Raw genomic sequence first — 19984 nt, 5'->3', positions numbered from 1 at the left:
GGCACTTAGCAGTGAGGACATTATATGGACTTTGAGATCTCAGATGATGGTACGCTAATTCATTATTCAGGATCTGGCGGCGATGTGGTGATCCCTGAGGGCGTTAAGTTTATTGAGCGTGGCGTAGTTTTCAACAATGCAGATGAGATTACGTCCTTAACGCTGCCAAAGAGCTTCATTGGCCGTAAGTTTAAGATCTGCTATAAAAATGGCTTTATCTATAACGCCCAAGACAATAGCGTAAGTAACTGCTTTGTTAATACTAAGCTCAAAGAGAAAGAGGCTACTCACGAAAACCTCTACTCTTATTTGTACTTGCCTTTGCTTCGCCATTTAGAGCGATACATTGTTCATCCTCAAAATCCAGTCTATGAGAGCGTGGATGGCGTACTCTTTAGCAAATGCCGAAGGTTCGTCATAGACGTTCCATTCATGTACTACCCTCGAGCACTGACCTTGTTTGGTGGTTTTGAGAAAGTCCTACAAGCAGATAACGAAGTGAAAGAAGTAGAATCTGTTAGGTATATGGGAAGCTCACTAAGCACTGAGCAATTAGATGAGATAGCTAGGTTGTGCGGCATCGAAATGCATTTGTTTGCACCAAAAATAACGCACTGCGAGCTATGTAAGTTAAACGGTCGATGGGATAAAAGGAAAAAACGCATTACTGCGCTTATGCCTGAGTTGAGGGTGACTGAAGAGCTTGTTGATAATCTTGGTTTTGGGCTTGTAATAGGTTATTGCCACAATCGGCACATCTATAATGAGGAGCTTTCTAAGCAGTATATTGAGATGCTGCTTAAAAATGAGGTGGAGCTCTACGATTGGGGTGTACAAAACGCATCTGCAGCGGTAAAAAATTTTTACAAAAAAGAATGGGACAAAAAGAGGCTTCCTAAGATTGATATCTCAAATAGCTCAGGCTTAAGACAATATCTTTTTGAGGTTATCTTAAGAGGCAGTGTACAAGACCTTCAAGAGCTATTTGATAAGGATACCAAGGTTATTCGTGACCGTTTTAAAACTACTGAAGAATCCATCAGAGTTTTGGATTATGCCATAGCTTTAACCATACGCTATGGCGGTGTAGACAAGCTTCGTGTGCTCCTTGAAGCTGCAGATAAGGCGTACTGCAGTTGTAAGTCATTGCCGCTTCATCTTTATGACTATGGCTATGATCTATGGGTAACAGGAGAGCGCATTTTTAATCATGACCCAAATTATTCAGCGCTTGAGATTGCCTCATCTCATGAAGTTAGACATATGGCTCCACTTAATGAGTACGAGCGTTTAAAGTGCCTGATGCTTTTGTCAAAAAGAGGGATATTGAACATCAAATGCGATAGAGCAAGTAACTTGCTCTGCGCTCTAGCTTTGCTCTGTGGTGACTTTAAGATCGCTGAGTATATGCTTTCGCATGGAGCTAATTTACAAACATTGATAAGCGAAAACAAAGAGTATCTTGTAAAAATAGAATTCTATCATTGGATACATCACGCCACCATGCATTGTTTGCCAGGTGTTGTAAGACTCATTGAGCTATCTTCTACAGAGGAAAAGCGCTTCTCAATGCAATTGAAAGATATCAAATTGCTCATGCATAAGGGGCCTGATGAGTTTGCGAAGATCTTTAATCTCGTAGATGTGCAGGCAAAATATGTTGTTGAGTTATTTAAAGAAGCACTCTCGCGCTCATATCCTCAGGCTGTTCATGCAATCGCCACATCTAATCAGATTAGATCTAATACAACCCTGCGTAAGCTTCTAGATTTGGCTACAAAGTACAATGCACATGAAGCCACTGCTATTCTCCTTGAGAGGCAACAAGAGTTACAAAGTAAGGCACAAACAACCAAGACTAGCATAAGGTCATCATTAAGGTTGTAGCGGCACAAAAGTAGTTGTTTGCTATGATTTTGCTTAGATGGGACTCAGCAATATATTTGGCTGTAGACACTTATCAGCAAGGACATTCTATGGACTTTGAGATCTCAGATGATGGTACGCTAATTCGTTATTCAGGATCTGGCGGCGATGTGGTGATCCCTGAGGGCGTTAAGTTTATTGAGCGTTATTCAATCTTTGACAATGAGAATGAAATTACATCCTTAACGCTGCCTAAGAGCTTTATTGGCCGTAAGTTTGAGATCTGCTATAAAAATGGCTTTATCTATAACGCCCAAGACAATAGCGTAAGTAACTGCTTTGTTAATACTAAGCTCAAAGAGCAAGAGGCTACTCACGAAAACCTCTACTCTTATTTGTACTTGCCTCGGCTTAGAAATTTAGAGCAATACATTGTTCATCCTCAAAATCCAGTCTATGAGAGTGTTGATGGCGTGCTTTATAGCAAATGCCGAAGGTTCGTCATAGGCATACCAAAAAGATGCCCTCAAGTATTGAGCTTGCAAGATGGTTTTGAGAGGGTTCTAAAGGCATACGATTGCTCAGAGGAGGAAATGGAATTTGTTAATTATACGGGAACTTCAATAAGCACTGAGCAATTAGATGAGATAGCTAGGTTGTGCGGCAGCGAAATGCTGCTTTTTGCGCCAAATTTAACTCACTGCGATCTATGTAAGTTAAACGGTCGATGGGATAAAAGGAAAAAACGCATTACTGCGATAATGCCTGAGTTGAGGGTGACTCAAGAGCTTATTGATAGCCTTGGTTTTGGCCTTGTATTAGGCTTCTGCCAAAATAGTCAAATCTATAATAATGAGCCTGCTAAGCAGTATATTGATATGCTGTTTAAAAATGAGGTGGATCTCCACGATTGGGTAGAACCAAACGCATCTGCTGCGGTAGATGGATTTTACAAAGAGGAGTGGGCCCAAAAGAGGCTGCCCAAGATTGATATCTCAAATAGCTCAGGCTTAATACAATATCTTTTTGAGGTTATCTTAAAAGGCAGTGTACAAGACCTTCAAGAGCTGTTTGATAAGGATACCAAGGTTCTTCGTGACAGTTTTCAAACTACTAAAGAATCCATCGAAGTTTTAGATTATGCAATAGCATTAGCCATACGCTATGGCGGTGTAGACAAGCTCCGTGTGCTCTTAGAAGCTGCAGATAAGGAGTACTGCAGATGCAAGTCATTGCCGCTTCATCTTTATGACTATGGCTATGATCTATGGGTAACAGTAACAGGAGAGGGCATTTTTAATCTTGACAAAAATTATTCAGCGTTTGAGATTGCCTCATATAATGAAGTTAGAGATGTGGCTCCACTTATTGAGTACGAGCGTCTAAAGTGCCTGATGCTTTTGTCAAAAAGAGGGATATTGAACATCAAATGCGATAGAGCAAGTAACTTGCTATGTGCTATAGCTTTGCTCTGTGGTGAATTTATGATCGCTAAGTACATGCTTTCGCATGGAGCTAATTTACAAACATTCATAAGAGAATATAAAAAGTCTCTTGAACCAGTACAGTTCTATAATTTGATATATAACGCCATATTTAAGGGTATGCCCGGTCTTGGTCTTACCAAACTCATTGAGCTATCTTCAACAGAGGAAAAGCGCTTTGCAATGCCTGATGATTTACTTCAGCTGTTCCTCGGTTATAGGCCGAATGAGTTCGCTCAGATCTTCAATCTCGTAGAGGTGAAGACAAAACTTGTTGTTGAGTTGTTTGAAAACGCACTTGAGCATTCATTTTTTCAGGCCGTTCATGCAATCGCCACATCTAATCAGATTAGATCTAATAAAACCCTTAGTAAGCTAATAGATGTGGCTACAAAGCACAAGGCTCATGAAGTCACTGCGATTCTCCTCAATAGGAAGCAAGAGTTTCAAAGTAAGGCCAAAACCACCAAGACTAGCAGAAGGTCATCTTTAAGGTTGTAGCGGCACAAAAGTAGTTGTTTACCACGTATAATTGCAGTGCGATTATCTCATTTAGTTGCGCATGCATCATGCCTTGATGAGTTATATATTTCTCTTGACCGATTTTTTTACAGATGACTGGCATTTAGAACTAGGGACATAGTATGGACTTTGAGATCTCAGATGATGGTACGCTAATTCGTTATTCAGGCGCTGGTGGTGATGTGGTGCTCCCTGAAGGCGTTAAGTTTATCGAGATTTATTCAAGCTTTGACAATGAGGATGAAATTACATCCTTAACGCTGCCTAAGAGCTTCATTGGCCGTAAGTTTGAGATCTACAATAGAAATGGCTTTGTCTATAACGACAAAGACAATAGCGTGTCCAACTGCTTTGTTAATAAAAGACTTAAAGAGCAAGAGGCTAACCAAGAAAACCTCTACTCTTATTTGTACTTACCTAGACTTTACAAGCTAGAAAGATACATTGTGCATCCACAAAATCCTATCTATGAGAGTGTTGATGGCGTACTCTTTAGCAAATGCCGTAGGTTCGTCATAGGCATACCAAAAAGATGCCCTCAAGGATTGACCTTGCAAGATGGTTTTGAGAAGGTTTTAAAGGCATACGATAGCTCAGTGGAGGAAATGAAACTTGTTGAGTATATGGGAACTTCACTAAGCACTGAGCAATTAGATGAGATAGCTAGGTTGTGCGGCAGCGAAATGCAGCTGTTTGCGCCAAACTTAACGCACTGCGATCTATGTAAGTTAAACGGTCGATGGGATAAAAGGAAAAAACGCATTACTGCGATAATGCCTAAGCTGGGTGTGTCTAAAGAGCTTGTTGATAGTCTTGGCTTTGGTCTTGTATTAGGCTACTGCCAAAATCGTCAAATCTATAGTCAAGAGATTTGTGAGCAGTATATTGAGGTGATGCTCAGAAACGAGATGGAAATCTACAATTGGGCCATCTTAGAAAGATCTTCGCCAGTAATAATTTTTTACCAAGAAGAATGGAGACAAAAGAGGCTGCCTAAGATTGATATATCAAATAGCTCAGGCTTAAGACATTATCTTTTTGAAATTATTGTAAGAGGCAGTGTACAAGACCTTCAAGAGCTGTTTGATAAGGATACCAAGGTTCTTCGAGGAAGTTTTCAAACTAATGAAGAATACATTAGAGTTTTGGATTATGCCATAGCTTTAACCACACGCTATGGCGGTATTGAAAAGTTGCGCGTGCTCTTCGATGCAGCAGATAAAGAGTTTCGCAGATATAAGTCGTTGCCGATTAATCTTTGTTACTACAGCTATGATCTATGGGTAACAGGAGAGTTCATTTTCTATAGTGAACTAAATTTCTCAGCGCTAGCCATTTCCCCATCTCATGAAGTTAGAAGCATGAAACCAGTTTCGGAGAACGAGCGTTTGGAGTGTTTGAAGCTTCTGTCTAAAAGAGGGATATTTAACATCAAATGCGATAGAGCAAGTAACTTGCTCTGCTTTCTAGCTTTGCTCTGTGGTGATTTTAAGATCGCCGACTATATGATTTCTCATGGAGCCAACATGCAAACATTCATGAGAGAAGATAAAGAGTATCTTGAAGAAATACAATTCGACGATTGGCTATTATTCGGCATCTTTGAATGTCAGAAAGGAGTTGCCAAACTCATTGAGCTATCTTCTACTGAGGAAAGGCGCTTTGCAATGCCTGAGGATTTACTTCAGACGTTCCTCGGTAATGGGCAGAATGAGTTCGCTCAGATCTTCAATCTCGTAGAGGTGAAGACAAAACTTGTTATTGAGTTATTTGAAGACGCACTTGAGAATTCATATTCTCAGGCTGTTCATGCAATCGCCACATCTAATCAGATTAGATCAAAACAAACCCTGAGTAAGCTTCTAGATTTGGCCACAAAGTACAATGCACCTGAAGCCACAGCGATTCTCCTTGAGAGGCAAAAAGAGTTTCAAGGCAAGGCAAAAACGACCAAGACTAGCAGAAGGTCATCCTTAAGTTTGTAGTAGCGCAAAAGTAGTTGTTTGCTATCACGATGATTTTGCTTAGATGGGACTCAGCAATATATTTGGCTGTAGACACTTAGCAGTGAGGACATTCGATGGACTTTGAGATCTCAGATGATGGTACGCTAATTCGATATTCAGGCGCTGGCGGCGATGTGGTGATCCCTGAGGGCGTTAAGTTCATAGAGCGTGATGGGGTATTTGATCGTCAAGTTGAGATCACCACTTTATCTTTGCCTAGCACCTTGCTTGGACACAAGCATGATCCACTAAGCTCATGTCAAGCTCATGTGCTGAAAGTTAAAACCGGTGGCCAGGTTAAACTCAAGCTGTATAGCAAGGCAAACGCAGGAGGGCTTGGTAATTCTGATGCCATCTTTGAGTTTTTAGAGCTTGATTTGCCAAGTCTTGAAAACTACATCGTTGATGCAAATAATCCTGTATACATTGCCACTGATGGTGTGTTGATGGTCAAGGATAGATTTGTGCTCGATGTACCTAAGCAAAGTTCTCTGCCGTTTGAAATGGAGTGTAATTATCAAGAGTATATGGCTTTAGATGCGAGCTTACGTACTTTTGAGGGACCAGCTGTTTGGGTTAAGTTCCATCATAAGACTATATCGCTATTAGCATTAGAGCAGTTTATCAAGACTACTGTCTTGAAGTATAACTTGAGTAATCTCAAAGTCCTGTACTTTCCTGACGCCACTAAACTAGGCAAACTATCACAACGTACCACATGGCTGCCCAGGATACGATCGGTGATTGTTGCCCCAAAACTTAAGATCGATGATTCTGATAGCACTATCAATCACTTAGCTATTATGGGATATGGTTACAGGCCTGATCTTTATGCACAAGAGCTTGCTGTACGCTACCAAGAGTTAATGCAAGATTTTGAAGATAACTTGTATTTAGATGCAATTGATTATGGTATTCCATCTATTGCAAATGTATACAAGAGTCTTTGGGAACAACATGAAGTTTCAAAGCTGATACCTAATAGCGAAGAACAGGCCTGCAAGAGACTGATTGAAGCAGTGTTATACGGCAGTATGGATGATATCAGTCGCGTCCTTTCTTACAACTTCTCCTTCCTTGGCAAGTTCAAAGAAGATCGTGAGGACTACACCCATGGTGGTGTGGCAGCCTTAGCTGTAGCCTGTCGCTATGGTGGATACGACAAGATTAAGTTCCTGCTTGAGCATGAGAAGTTTAACTGTGCGCTAAATGAGATCAATCAAAGCCTCATCGATAGATTCAAAGACAAGATCTCTTTATGGCAGGTTATTGGCTTTGTAGCAGGCTTTGCTTGGCATGTATTCTTTTACATTAACGCTGATGGTGAAATACGCGATCTCAAGCCTATCAGCATTGATGAAAGATTTAAGTGCTTGGATCTCTTAGCGCATCGCTTCTATGAGCCAAATGATGCTCTAGGATGGATGTGCTTTTACGCTTGTCTCATGGGGCGTGAGGAGCTTGCTTGCAAACTAATTGAGCAAGTGAACTTTAAAGATTTTTACAAAAAGAATGCCGTTAAAACAGGATTGCTCGCCATTGAAGAGGGTATCAGAGACACGCTTGAGTTTAGTCCGCGCAATGTAGTGATCCTTGCCAAGGCATTCAAAGATCATGGCTGCAAGCTTCCGTTAACGCGTTTTTCTCAGGTTAGAAATCTGTATGATCATCCTGAGATCATCAGAGAACTGTTTGGGATCGCCAACGTTAATATCTCTCACATCATCAATCTTGTAGATCATGCCTGTTCTAACCATGCTAAAGAAGTGATTGAGGCAGTCTTTGAAAGTGGACGTCATTTTTCACCTCAAGCTATGCAGAGCTTTCTAAACAGTGCCACGGAGTGTGGTGATCCTGAGATCGTCTCTTTTATGCTTGATTATCAGTCACGCTATCGCAAGCAAGATGATGGATCATGGAGTCGACAAAGCCTAACTCTTTAGACCACACTCCTTTGGCGAGTCCAGCCTTTTGCAGACCACCTAGCTTTTGTGGATGGCTTCGCATTGGGGATTGTTTAGTATTTTGTAGACCAGTTAGCTTTTTGAGGATGGCTTCGTATCTGTGTGGAGCTTGTCTTTTGGTGATGCCTTTACATTCGGGAGTGTTTAGTCTTTTGGGAGTGATGGCTTTGCTTTAATGATGGCTGTGCTCTAATTTGGGGCTTATGGGCTCTTGAATGCTCTTAAGTTAGGTTTTATCTTGCGTGGCGGCGTTAATTTTTGTGACTTTCGCGGCGGCTTGGTGCATGTTTTGCCATTGCGTATTGTCTTTATGCTAGTATGCATTTTAGTCTGGATGTAATGTCGCCATAGTCTGTGTACTCTAGTGGCGAACTCTAGCTTTAGATAGGCTTGCAACTAGCATGAGGATGCTTTCCATGCTTGATGTGGGCAACGTTATCATTCGAATCTAAGGATGTATATATGTATCCTGAAGTGGTGCCTATAGACGGTAATATCGAGTTGATTCAAAACTCGGGTATTCAATTTGTCGATCTCGATATCTTGGTTGATTGGAAGACCAAAGATAATCTGAGCATGATTAAGGCTATTGAGAACGGTTATTTCATACGTCTTACTGCCTCAAAGGATGATCCTTTAGTACGACTTGTACCAAAGATCACCAATGAGGTCACTTATGTGGACCCTGTACATCAAAGAGCCGTTGACCTAACCTCAGTTTCACAGCAGGTATCACTTAAAGAATCATTAGAACTATACGATGGTGTATGGTTCCCAATTCCTTATCTGCCAAATCATATTGTTCCAGGCATGTATGGCCCAACTAACTGGGCGCGTGCGCGTATTGTTAAGGTCACAGATAATGCTGCCATTGAGCAGTACCTTAAGAGCAAAGGTCAGCTTGCATCCCATCGTCCAAATGCCGTCAAGTACACTGAAGATGACGATAGTGCTGCTCCAAATATCGTTGCAGCCGATGGAGCACAAGCTGCCACAGACAAGCTCTATGGTGGCGTTGCTCCTAAAGAACTCTTAAAAGAGAGCGAGAGCTATTACCGTATCGTTTTAGCTTTTGATACCCAGACTCAATCACAAGAAGATAACCTTGCCTATTTTGCTCCACTAGATCGCGATGTTGAGTCAGGCGAGCGTTTCAAGCTGGCCTTTACTGCAGATCGCTGCTCTGACTTTTTAAAGAGCTCCAATGGCTCCTTGCCTTGGGTACGTGAGTGGGCTGAGGCTGTCTTTAAAGATTTATACAAAGAGCGTATTAAGCCAAAGATCATTGATGAGGAAATTCAAGAGCTCATCATTCAAGAGCATTTACATGAGGCGCATTACCTCAACATGCTCGCATTCTTGGGCTTCTTAGTTGAGCCTAGTCCAGTGCACTTTGTCTCTAATGGTTTGTCTAGCGGCTCAAGCTCTAATCGTGCTGTCGATGTGTCCTTAATTTTGGATATTGGTAATGCACGTTCTTGCGGCATCATGGTTGAAGATCATCCAAACGTTACTCGCGGTGATGATGATTTTTCCGATACCTATGTTCTCAACTTGCGTGATCTTAACGCTCCTGAGCAGGTGTATAACCAGCCATTTGCCTCAATGGTTGAGTTCTCGGTGCCAAACTTTGATTACGACAATCGCTCAGCAAGATCAGGTCGTCCTGATGCCTTCTCATGGCCATCCATGGTGCGTGTAGGTAACGAGGCTGCTATGCTTGCAGCTCACCGTGAGGGCAATGAAGGTACTACTGGTATTACCTCACCAAAGCGCTATCTGTGGAATACTGATCGTCTTACTAATGATAAGTGGATGTTTAACAACTACTCTTATCAGATTAAGTCCAAGAAGCTGCAGATTCAGAGAAAAGAACAGAACGTACGTGCCTACTTAAATCCGATTGGCTACTACTTCAATACCGACGGTAATGCGTACTTTGCGCTCAACAAAGACGATAACGTTTTTGATAACCTTGAGTCACGCTACTCTAACCGCTCCACCATGACCTTTATGCTCATTGAGCTCTTTGTTCAGGCCATGGTACAGATGAACTCGGTTTCACAACGTGAGCAGTGTACCTCCAAACAGTCTCCTCGTCGCTTGAAGTCTGTGATCTTAACTACCCCTCCAGGTATGCCAGCTGAAGAGCGCGAGCTTTACCGTGGATGTGTCTATGAGGCCTTAGGTATCTTATGGAAGTCCTTTGGTTACGATAAGAGCAGCCCTCGTGAGTTTAAGTTTAGTGTTTCTAACTCAGGACGTGTTTCTTCAAGCAATATTGATCCGCCAGTACCAGATGTATACCTCGATTGGAATGAGGCTGAGGCTGGTCAAGTGGTTTACGTTTACAACGAGAGCCAGAAGACTTACAAGGGCGACTGTCAGGCCTTTGTAAAGAACTTACGTCGTCCAATGATGGGCAAGCGTCTAGGCGAGGTGTTAAAAGATAAGGATGGCGATCCACTCTACTCATCTCGTATTGCCTCTTTAGATATCGGTGGTGGCACTACTGATCTTGTGATTAAGGATTACTCCTTTAAGAGCAATGTAGCAGCCTTTGCCTCTGACATCATTCCGCGTGAGATTTTCAAAGACGGCTTTAAGATCGCCGGTGATGACATCATTCATGACATCATCAAAGAGTGCATCATGCCACGCTTAGCGCTGACTTTAGCTAAGTATAAGATTGGCTTTAAGCCAGTACTGCAGCGCTTAGTGGGTGACTCTGGGTCAGGTAATGTGCGTACTGAGACTTTAAGATCGCAGTTTACTCAGCAGATCTTAGTTAAGATTGCCTATAAGATTCTCTTCCACCTTGAAAATCTTGATCCGTACGATACTTCATGTGTGGTTAAGGGATCAGTGCAGGAGTTCTTGCTCGATCAGGAACGTAATCCAAAGCTGCCGTTAACCGTCAAGCGCATGGGTGCCTTTGAGATGCCAAGTCAGGATGTTATCAATTATGCTGATGGCATCATGGGTGAGTATCTGCAGGGCTTCTCTATCATGAACTTTAAGTTCTCCTTTGATATTGCAGCCATTAACCGCGCCATCTTAGAGGGTAGTAAGTTCAACATCTGCCGTATCTTATCTAAGCTGTGCGAAGTAATTACCGCCTTTGATGTGGATCTGTTACTGCTCACAGGCAGATCCTCAAAGCTTCCTGCAATTCGCGCCTTCTTCATGCAGCGTTTAAATCTGCCTAGCATGCGTATTGTGGCTATGCACTCTTATCGCTGCGATAGTTGGTATCCGTTTAAGCGCGATGGTGAAACTATTGGCGATCCAAAGACCACTGCATCAGTGGGTGCGCTCCTTAGCTACTTACGTCTGTCGCACGATAAGTTCCCTAATTTCCGCTTCTACTCTTACCCTGAAGAGGTAAGCAACAACGCACACTATGTTGGTATTGTCGACAATGCCAATATGATCTCGAATGCTTCAGTACTCTACAAGTATGAGTCAGCTCGCATGCTTGCAAAGAAGAACGAGTCAGATGAGGACGATGAAGAGTCGAACTTCATTCCATACAATCGTGAAGACGAGTCATTTAATACTCAGTTATCTGTAGAGATCGGTTGTCGTTTACTTGATGATGAGAATGTTGAGGCAACTCCTCTTTACAAGATTGAGGCTCATAACTCAGTTGATGATATCGCTAGAGTTAAGCAAGCTCTTGCTTTAACTTACAACGACATCAATCGTGAGGAAGTAACCAATCTTATTTCTAAGTTTGATTTTGAGATCCAAGAAAGGTACTCACAGCAAGCTGAGGAGATCTTAAAGCGCCTTGAGGATAACGATAATATCTGCGCACCTTACAAGGGTGAGCTTGAAAAAGAGCTTAAGGATAAGGTAACTGCAGAGATTGATGCGAATACTCAGGCACCAACTGGCCTTAAGAAGTTTGTAGCTAAGTTTACAAACAATGATGATGAGCGTAATGCTGCTATTTCAGCTCGTTATGCAGAACTGTATTCAAGTGAGGTTACTCAGCGTTTTGAAGAGTATGTAGATGACACTTACTACAATACCGAAACTGAGCTTTCTAATCTCTTAAACGCCGGTATCGAAGAGAACATTGCACTGTTACGTGATCGTTTTACTCGTGGCTTTGAACAGTTAAAACGTAAGCTCAATATTGAGCGTTGCGGCTTTAGCGTTACTTTAAAGACCGTAAACCGTCACTCTCCATACCCAATGGCATTCATCAAGCAGAATCTGCCTAACTTAAAGCAGGTAGAGAGCTTTGAACTTGAGTCTGTTGTTGCCGACGATGGTAAGGACTATACCCCTTACTTCCGTATGTACTTAAAGACCATCTCCGGTGCAAAGGTTAAGTACTTCATGGATAGTGGCTCAATTGATCTTAACGGTATCAACCCACGCTTCATTCTCTAAATACTAGTGAGCACGTGCTCATGGCAGTGAGGCAAAGCCAAGGTGCTTTGGCCACTGTCATGTAAAGCCTAGGTTTAGCTGAGCGCATTAATCATTTTATTTAATGCACTTACACAAAACTTAGGCTCTCAGATAGCAGGCAGCAAGATGAAAAAAGAATTAATCAACGCAGCTCAGGCATTAAAGTTAGCAAGCTCCTGGGTTGAGAGAAATGCATCTGCAGAGGCAGATCTTAAAAGTCAATCTAACGAGATTCTGCTAGACCTTGGCCGTGGTGCCAATAATGTTTCCTTTAGCGTCAACAACCTCAATCATCGTCCATGTATAGGTTTGTTTGGTGCTTCACAGGCCGGTAAGAGCTATTTAGTATCTAAGCTAGCCGCAGGTGATAGTGCCAAGCTTTCAACTCATTGGGATGAGCATGCTGTTGACTTTATCACCCATGTAAATCCATCAGGTAATAACTCTGAGGCAACTGGTTTTGCCACTCGTTTTACCCATGAGAAAGATAACTCTCCAAGCGGCTATCCAATTGAGCTTAAGCTGTTAAATGAAGTTGAGATCGCCATGATCTTAATCAATGCTTTCTTCTATGACATCAATCAGACCGATGTCTCAGTAAGCAGTGATGAAAACTTCTACTTAAACAAGCTCAAAGCTTTAGAGCCACTTGTGGATACCAAGGCTCGTGATGAGTTTAATGCCTATCCAAGTGCACTGCTCCAAGAGACTGATCTCACCTCATCTAATGCAGATGCCACTTCTGGTATTGATTGCTCTAAGTTAAAGATTCGTGGCTTGAATGTAGGCCGTAGCGTTACCGTCAACGGCGTGACCGAGATGAACTACATTCAAGTAGAGCAGGTTATCGATTTAGCTGATTACTTAGTGTCTAACTCCAACGGTAAGCTTGGTTCTTTTGAAACCATGCCAAATGTATGGATGAAACTAAGAGAAATGCTGCCATTTATGACCTTAGATGGCCGTATCAAAGCCCTGTCGATGTTCTGGCAAGATCTCCCAATCTTCTCAGTTACTTATGAGTGCTTAGCTCGTGAGCTCTTAAAGCTCAAGGGTCATAATGTGGTCTACGCTCCAATGAGTGCTTTTGTTACTCAAAATGGCGCTACCCTTATGCAAAACGAGTCTGGCACCATCATGCACATTACCAAGCTGAGCACCATGTTTACTGACAAGGTCGAGCTTGAGTGTGCTCTTGCCAAGCCAAAAGCCTTATACGATGAAGCAAGAGCAGCCGCCGCAGCAGCGGCTGGCACCGCTGCCGCCGGCGCGGCAGGTGCATCTGGCGCTGATGGCCGCCTTGAGGTTGAGGAAAATGTAAGCATCAATGCCTCACGTCTTGCAGCTTTATCTTTAGAGCTGTGCTTTAGACTTGAGAACTCAGGTAAGCTTGATGACTTTGATGTGCTTGATTTACCAGGTGCACGTTCTCGCGATGTGATCTTGCTTAAGGATGTTGTCTCTGATGGCGCTAGCTATAATCAAGATCGCAAGCTGACTGAAGCTATCTGCATGCGTGGTAGCGAGTTCTTTAGACGTGGTAAGGTCTCATATGTTTTTGAGCGTTATGCCCGTCGTAACGAAATCGATCAGCTCTTATTCTGCATCGGCGTGAACATGCAGCAAGACGTTACCTCTGTTTTAACTATCTTGTCTGATTGGATCGCTAAGAACGTAGGCGATACTCCAAAGCGTCGTGCTAGTGGCTATAACCCGCTTACTATTGTGCTCACTCGTTATGATGACGTCTTTACTCGACAGCTGAGCAATTTAGAAGGCGGTCGTCCAATTGATATGAATCAAGAGATCAACATTGCGCTTAACCGTATTGTGAAGCTCAATTGGTTCACTGAGTGGACACCAGGTAAGCCATTTAACCGTGTCTTGCTTGCTCGTAAGCCAAATATTGGTAAATACACTCCATGGCTTGCCTTTGATCCTGATACTAAAGAAGAGCTTGGTATTAGAGAGCAAGATCAAGAGAACGCTGAAAAGGTAAAGGCAGCGCTGCTTGGAGTTGATCTTTTCCAAGAGCATATTGCCAACTTTGAAGAGACTTTAGATGCCGTACTGTCCTTAAACGACGGTGGTGTTACTAATATTTGCAACATCATTCGAGCCAATGCGCTTAAGGATGCTGATCGCATCTCCGTTAGAACTACCAAGGCTCGTTTAGATCTAAAGAACTGCGTAGCACACTTAGCTCCTTTTGCTACTCGTGATAGTGCTTTAGCCTTGCAAAAGGCCAAGGTAGAGTCTAAGCAATTGTCCTTAGATGTGCTGCAGTGTAATGCTATTACCCCATGCTTTGATCTCATTAGAGGACTCCTTGATATCTCAGAGACTCGTTTAGAGGAGATCTATCAGCAAGGCTTCTCGGCAGGATCAAACGTACAGCGCTTTGTACAGTCAGTTTGCTCGGAGTTTTTAGATAATCTGTCACAGCTGTGGCGTAAAGACAATGTACAGCTAAACGACATTGCTGATCTCGTGGTCAAGGGTTATCTAAAGGACTTGCCAAATCTTGAGGCTGATCCAAGCAATAGAGAAATCTATAGTCTGTTCTACAATGATGCAGAGGGCAGATATAAGACAGCTGAAGAGGCAAAAGATAGTATTTTGAACGTCTTTATGCGTCTGTTTAGTGAGATCGCTAAGACCTTTAGCTCACCACAGGTAGGCTTAAAGAACTACATGGTGCAAGTACTGCTTGAGCAAGAAAACATCAATGAGGGCTATGGAGACATTGTGCGTGTACAGGTACAGCTCATGAGCTTTATCTTAAGCGACTTTAACCTCTACTTAGGCGCACACTTAATGCCAAGTGACTCAAGTGCCAAGGATGCAATGGCTAAAGAATTAGCTCAAGCTCCGGTTGCCTCTGAAAGTGCCTATGTAGCACCAGCACCAAGCGCACCTTCATTTGGTGATGAGGATGATTTTTCTGATCTTGATTTTGGTGATGACGATGATGGCTATACACCTGTAGGCCAAACTGCCGCCAAAGCAGCTCCAGCTCCAGCCAAGGTCTTTAACGAGCCAGTGCATGCAGTAGCGCCTTCTAAGGTTGCTCAAGATGCTGCAGCTCATGGTGGTGTCTTAGGTAGTACTAAAGGCCCTGTTAACTCCTTTGTTAACGACAATGGCAAGATCAGATTTGATGAAAGTAAGACCGATCATGAGGTCTTCACCGCTAAGTGCAAAGCAGATGACACCGGTGTGTTGCCTCACTTAGATGAACGCTCTGCCTCATTTGAGTTTAAACTTATTAGTGACTATTTATCTACACTCATGTTTATGATGTGTCAGGTGAATGTCCTGTCAGAAAACAGATACAAGTTCTCTAATCAAGAGAATCTGTTATTGTGCCGACTTTTAGGAACAATGGAGAATTTTGAATAATGCCGGCTGTGGATAGAGTGGCCCGTTTTACTCCTGGTAAACAAGGAGAGGGTAAGTTTTCTTTAATTGGCTTTAACGGTCAGCAAAACTTAGGTGAGTACACTGCTGGTATTGAGCTTATCGTGGTGCGTCGTAATGAAGAGCACTTAGGCGATTGGGTCTCAAACTCAGCAGACGGTTTTATTTTGGTAACACCTCGTAGAGCCCGTCAAAGAGCTTTAGATTTTGAGTTTGAGGTAGGTTCAGAAGTTGTTGATCCTATGGCTTTTGACAATAGCGGTGATTATTTACTTAAGATCCGCGATGTCAACGGCACTGTTCAAAGCTTTGTAGTGTCACTACAAGACACTCCACGTGCCTCATCATCCTTTAGCCGTCAGGTAGCTCGAGATAGAGCATCACCTGCTCCAGGTGCTCAGGCAAATGAGCCACAAGCAAATAATCAAGAGGCCCCTGTAGATCACTTAAAGCCACATCCAGAGCCTGCAGCACCACAGCCAAACTCCAAGATGCCACTCATCTTGAAGATTGTGGGCGCTATCTGTGCCTTAGCGCTGATCGCAGGTGCGGTTTACTTTGTGCTCGATATGATGAACAAGGGCAGTAAAGATCCTGCAGCCGACTCAGCTGCTCAACAAGAGCAAACTGAGCAGGCCAAGGACTCTAGTGAGGCAACAGATGCAGCAGCAGATACAGCCAATGCCGCCGCAAGCAGCGCAGCACCAGGCTCACCTTGCGCACTGACTGCTAATGCTGCCGATGACAAGACTGTAATTAGCAACTGCTTATCCTCCAATCCTAAGCGAGAGGATATCTATGTGCTCTTACACGATGCCATGAAGGCCGAGCGTTGCGAAATCGTGCAGCGTATTTTACGTACCAAGGGCCGTGCCTCAGATGGTGGTCCATTTGCTCATGTGTATGCACGCTACTCTGATCCAGGCAGTCAATTTACCAACAAGTGCATTGAGAAGAATGCCAACGACAGCCAGTACTGGACTCAGCGTACTAAGGCTGACAAGAACTTTGATCAGCGCGAAGCAGATTTACTCATGGAGCGCTTAAGCCAAAAATAATCTCAATAAACCCATTAAACGCAACCTACGACAAGCTCAGTTGCTCATACCCTCAGCATTTGCTGAGGGCATTCAAGCTAACTTTCAAAGCCCCATCTTAGTGCCAGTCACGTAAGGTCTTGACTCGAAAATGGAGAGCCATGATGAGCTGTCATGCAATACACCTGTCGCGCCTAGAATTGATTAGCTGTCATGCAGGCGCAGCAGGAGCACTGGGCATTTGCGTGGGCTTGTGAGGTGAATGGAGTTGTGAAGATTTAAGGAAGAATTATGACAAAGGTAAATGCTTTTAAGCTTACCAAGACAGCCTTAGCCGTAGTTACTGCAGTTGCTGCAGCAAGCTTTAGTGCCAGTGCCTCAGCTGAAGGTAGCCGTGAGCCTCTGCTCATGGAGGGCAAGACCACTTTATATCAGCGTGTCTTAACTACTCCAAGCTGTAAGTTACATGCCAAGGCAGATGTCTCTGATGCAGGTAAAGAGATTGCACCTTTAAGTCAGTACTATGTCTACTCAGACACTGGTGCCACTGTTGAGGTTGGTGCAGATACTACTGGTAAGATCGCAGGCTTTTTAGACAAGAGCTGCACTGTACCTTGGAAGATGCAGCTTGCTCTGCACTTTACTAACTCAGCTAACCGTAATCGTGCTCTGATTTTCGAGCAAGAGGCGGGTTTAGATAACATCATCGACTCAGATGATGGTGCTCAGCAGTATAAAAAGCTTTATGAAACTGCCTCAAAAGGTGGTCAGGCTGAGGGTGTTATCTCCATTGAGCCAGATAAGTATGTTGATCCTTCTAAGAACTTCTACTTACTGCCAATCTTAAACTCAGTTGAGTCGATCTATCCTGATGGTAACTTTGTTTACAAGCATGAGATTGCCTCAGTAACGGCTAAAGACTCTAAGAGCTCTACCGATACTGCAGCTAAAGCAAAGGGTGGCGATGCAGCCGCAAATGCTGCAAGCGCACAAGCTACTACGAAAGCTAACGCAGCTGCTTCAAAGGCTAGCAATAGCGATGATCCATACGTAGTTGCCTTTAAGTCAGCTATCGTCTTTGTTATTGACTCATCTATTTCGATGCGTCCATACATTGAGCGTACTAAGCAAGCCATTAACTCCATCTACAAGTCTATTGAGAGCAATAACCTCAATGACAGCGTGCACTTTGGTATCGTCTCATTCCGCGCTGACACCAAGAGCACTCCAGGCTTAGAGTACACTACCAAGATGTACTTAAAGCCAGGTGAGGCTGTTGATGCTAAGACCTTTAATGAGAAGGTGGCTACTTTAGATCAGGCTAAGGTCTCAAGCACTCAGTTTGATGAAGATGCTTATGCCGGTATCAATATGGCTCTGCAGGATATCAACTGGAATAACTACGGTGGCCGTTACATCGTGCTCATTACCGATGCTGGTGCTATCGATGCAGGTGATAAGCAAAGCTCCACTGGTATGGATGCAAACTCCTTACGTTTAGAAGCTCAGCACTATGGTGCAGCTGTGTACACCATGCACTTGCTGACTAAAAGTGGCGCTAAGAATCATAAGAAGGCAAAAGATCAGTATGAGATCTTATCTTTCAACCAGATCTTAAATAAGCCGCTGTACTATCCAGTAAATGCTGGTGACGTTAAGGCCTTTGGTAGCATGGTTGACACCTTATCTAGCTCCTTAACTGCACAGGTAAAGCGTGCTGTGATGGGACAGATGTCAGCAGGTTCTTCATTAGCTGCTAGCGACAAGCTCAAAGCCGAGGCTGACAAGCATAAGGATGCTAATGATCTTGCCAAAAAGCCTACTAATGACCAAGAAAAGGCTTTAGTTAACGATAGTGACAAGTTAGGTCTTGCCATGCAGCTTGCCTACTTAGGTCGTGTTACTGGCGCTAAGAGCCCAGACTTCTTACAAGGCTGGATGTATGACCGTGATGTGGAAAATCACAACACTGCAGTATGTACTCCTGTAGTGTTAGTCAACCGCAATCAGCTTAGCGATTTATACACCTTAGTAAATGGTGTGCTTGAGTCAGGTATCGCAGGTCAGCTTAGCTCTGATGACATGTTTAGTCAGCTCAAAGCTTTAGCAGCTCAAATGGGCCGCGACCCTAATCAGCTCTCTAAGAGCAAGTCCATTGGTGAAATGGGTATTATGGGTGAGCTTTTAGACGATCTGCCATATAAGTCTATGATTGCTAACCTCTCACCAGAGGATTGGTACAATTTAGGCTCACAAGAGCAAGAGCGTATTGTGCGTGCCCTTGAGAACAGCCTCAATTACATCCAACACTGCTCAGGCGATAACGACCGCTTCATCAAGCTTAACGTTGACGCCGACACCTCCGATGAGGTTTACCCAATCCCGCTTGACGCATTGCCATAAGCACATAGCTCTACAGCCAATGCCTAGACAGCCGCTCAGCATAACAAATAACTCGCGGCTGCTATCAAGGCTATCTAAAATGGACGCGGCTGCTATCGGCGTTAATGCTAAGTCAAATTCTAGCAGCTGCTATTAGCTATCAAGGCTATCTTCAATTGCTAGTAGCCGGCATCCACTTGCGATGCAGCTAGTCCTAGCAGTGTGGCGGTAAACAAGCTATTAATCATTAAGGCTCAGACATTAGTGTTTGAGCCTTTTGCGTTTTGATGGACACAAATTGGGCTGTTTCTAACAGCCTAAGTGCCATGGTCGCATGTTAATTAGAGCAAAGGTGCGTTGGTGCGCGGCGCATGATTAGGCAGCGCTTTTTTAGATGGTTTTGCTGAATCGCATTTTTATCCTTAGCGGCATCAATTTGTGATAGGCGTGAAAAAATCATGTTAAAAAGTGTGGCATAAGCCACAGGCTAAGCTAAATTTTGTGACTCTATGTAGTATCTAGTATTAGGCTTAGATAGGCCAAAAATAGCCTATTTTAGGCACTTAAACAAAACGTTGAAATAATGATAAACTAGTAAGGCTAAAAACATTACTAAAAGACTTTATAGCCTCGAGAGATCGACTTTTTAGCATGCTTAACCCTTAAGTCTAGATCTTTAGAACTTATCTAATGGCATTAAGTAAGTGAGTGTGATAATTGATTGCTATAAGTTGTGATGAATGGCGTGATTGATTAATATAGCGCAACAGTTTGAGGCCATATGCCTAAGAGTGAGTATTTGCTCTCCATGCACGTCTTCTTATGGCATAGCTAGTGCTGTTAACTCATTAAACAAACATTAGAGGTCGAAAGCATAA

Annotated in this window: 8 protein-coding genes; all 8 read left to right on the top strand. The window is 43.2% G+C overall.

Annotated features, from left to right (window positions below; translation table 11 throughout):
• Positions 1 to 24 precede the first annotated feature (24 nt).
• The 8 genes from H524_RS0106145 (at position 25) to H524_RS0106110 (ending at position 19127) form a co-directional block, all read left to right on the top strand.
• Positions 25 to 1887, top strand: coding sequence for a hypothetical protein (locus H524_RS0106145; protein WP_027939592.1), 1863 nt, complete (start codon positions 25 to 27; stop codon positions 1885 to 1887).
• A gap of 572 nt (positions 1888 to 2459) precedes the next feature.
• Positions 2460 to 3851, top strand: a complete 1392-nt coding sequence (locus H524_RS0106140) for a hypothetical protein (protein ID WP_156907557.1) — start codon at positions 2460 to 2462, stop codon at positions 3849 to 3851.
• 143 nt (positions 3852 to 3994) lie between these two features.
• The gene (locus H524_RS0106135; RefSeq protein ID WP_027939590.1) at positions 3995 to 5857 is read left to right on the top strand and encodes a hypothetical protein; all 1863 of its coding nucleotides are present in this window, start codon (positions 3995 to 3997) and stop codon (positions 5855 to 5857) included.
• Between the two features lie 95 nt (positions 5858 to 5952).
• Complete coding sequence (locus H524_RS0106130; RefSeq protein WP_027939589.1) at positions 5953 to 7821, top strand: hypothetical protein; 1869 nt, start codon at positions 5953 to 5955, stop codon at positions 7819 to 7821.
• A 483-nt stretch (positions 7822 to 8304) separates the two neighbouring features.
• Positions 8305 to 12246, top strand: coding sequence for a virulence factor SrfB (locus H524_RS0106125; protein WP_027939588.1), 3942 nt, complete (start codon positions 8305 to 8307; stop codon positions 12244 to 12246).
• 147 nt (positions 12247 to 12393) lie between these two features.
• Entirely contained in the window at positions 12394 to 15669 is a 3276-nt protein-coding gene (locus H524_RS0106120) for a virulence factor SrfC family protein (RefSeq protein ID WP_027939587.1), read from the top strand.
• A gap of 17 nt (positions 15670 to 15686) precedes the next feature.
• Entirely contained in the window at positions 15687 to 16745 is a 1059-nt protein-coding gene (locus H524_RS0106115; RefSeq protein WP_156907556.1) for a flagellar basal body-associated FliL family protein, read from the top strand.
• Between the two features lie 270 nt (positions 16746 to 17015).
• Entirely contained in the window at positions 17016 to 19127 is a 2112-nt protein-coding gene (locus H524_RS0106110) for a vWA domain-containing protein (RefSeq protein WP_027939585.1), read from the top strand.
• Positions 19128 to 19984: the final 857 nt, after the last annotated feature.

It is taken from the genome of Anaerobiospirillum succiniciproducens DSM 6400, from assembly GCF_000482845.1.
Lineage (GTDB): Bacteria > Pseudomonadota > Gammaproteobacteria > Enterobacterales > Succinivibrionaceae > Anaerobiospirillum > Anaerobiospirillum succiniciproducens.
Note: the sequence above shows the minus strand (reverse complement) of the source record. Positions and strands in the feature narration are given on the sequence as shown.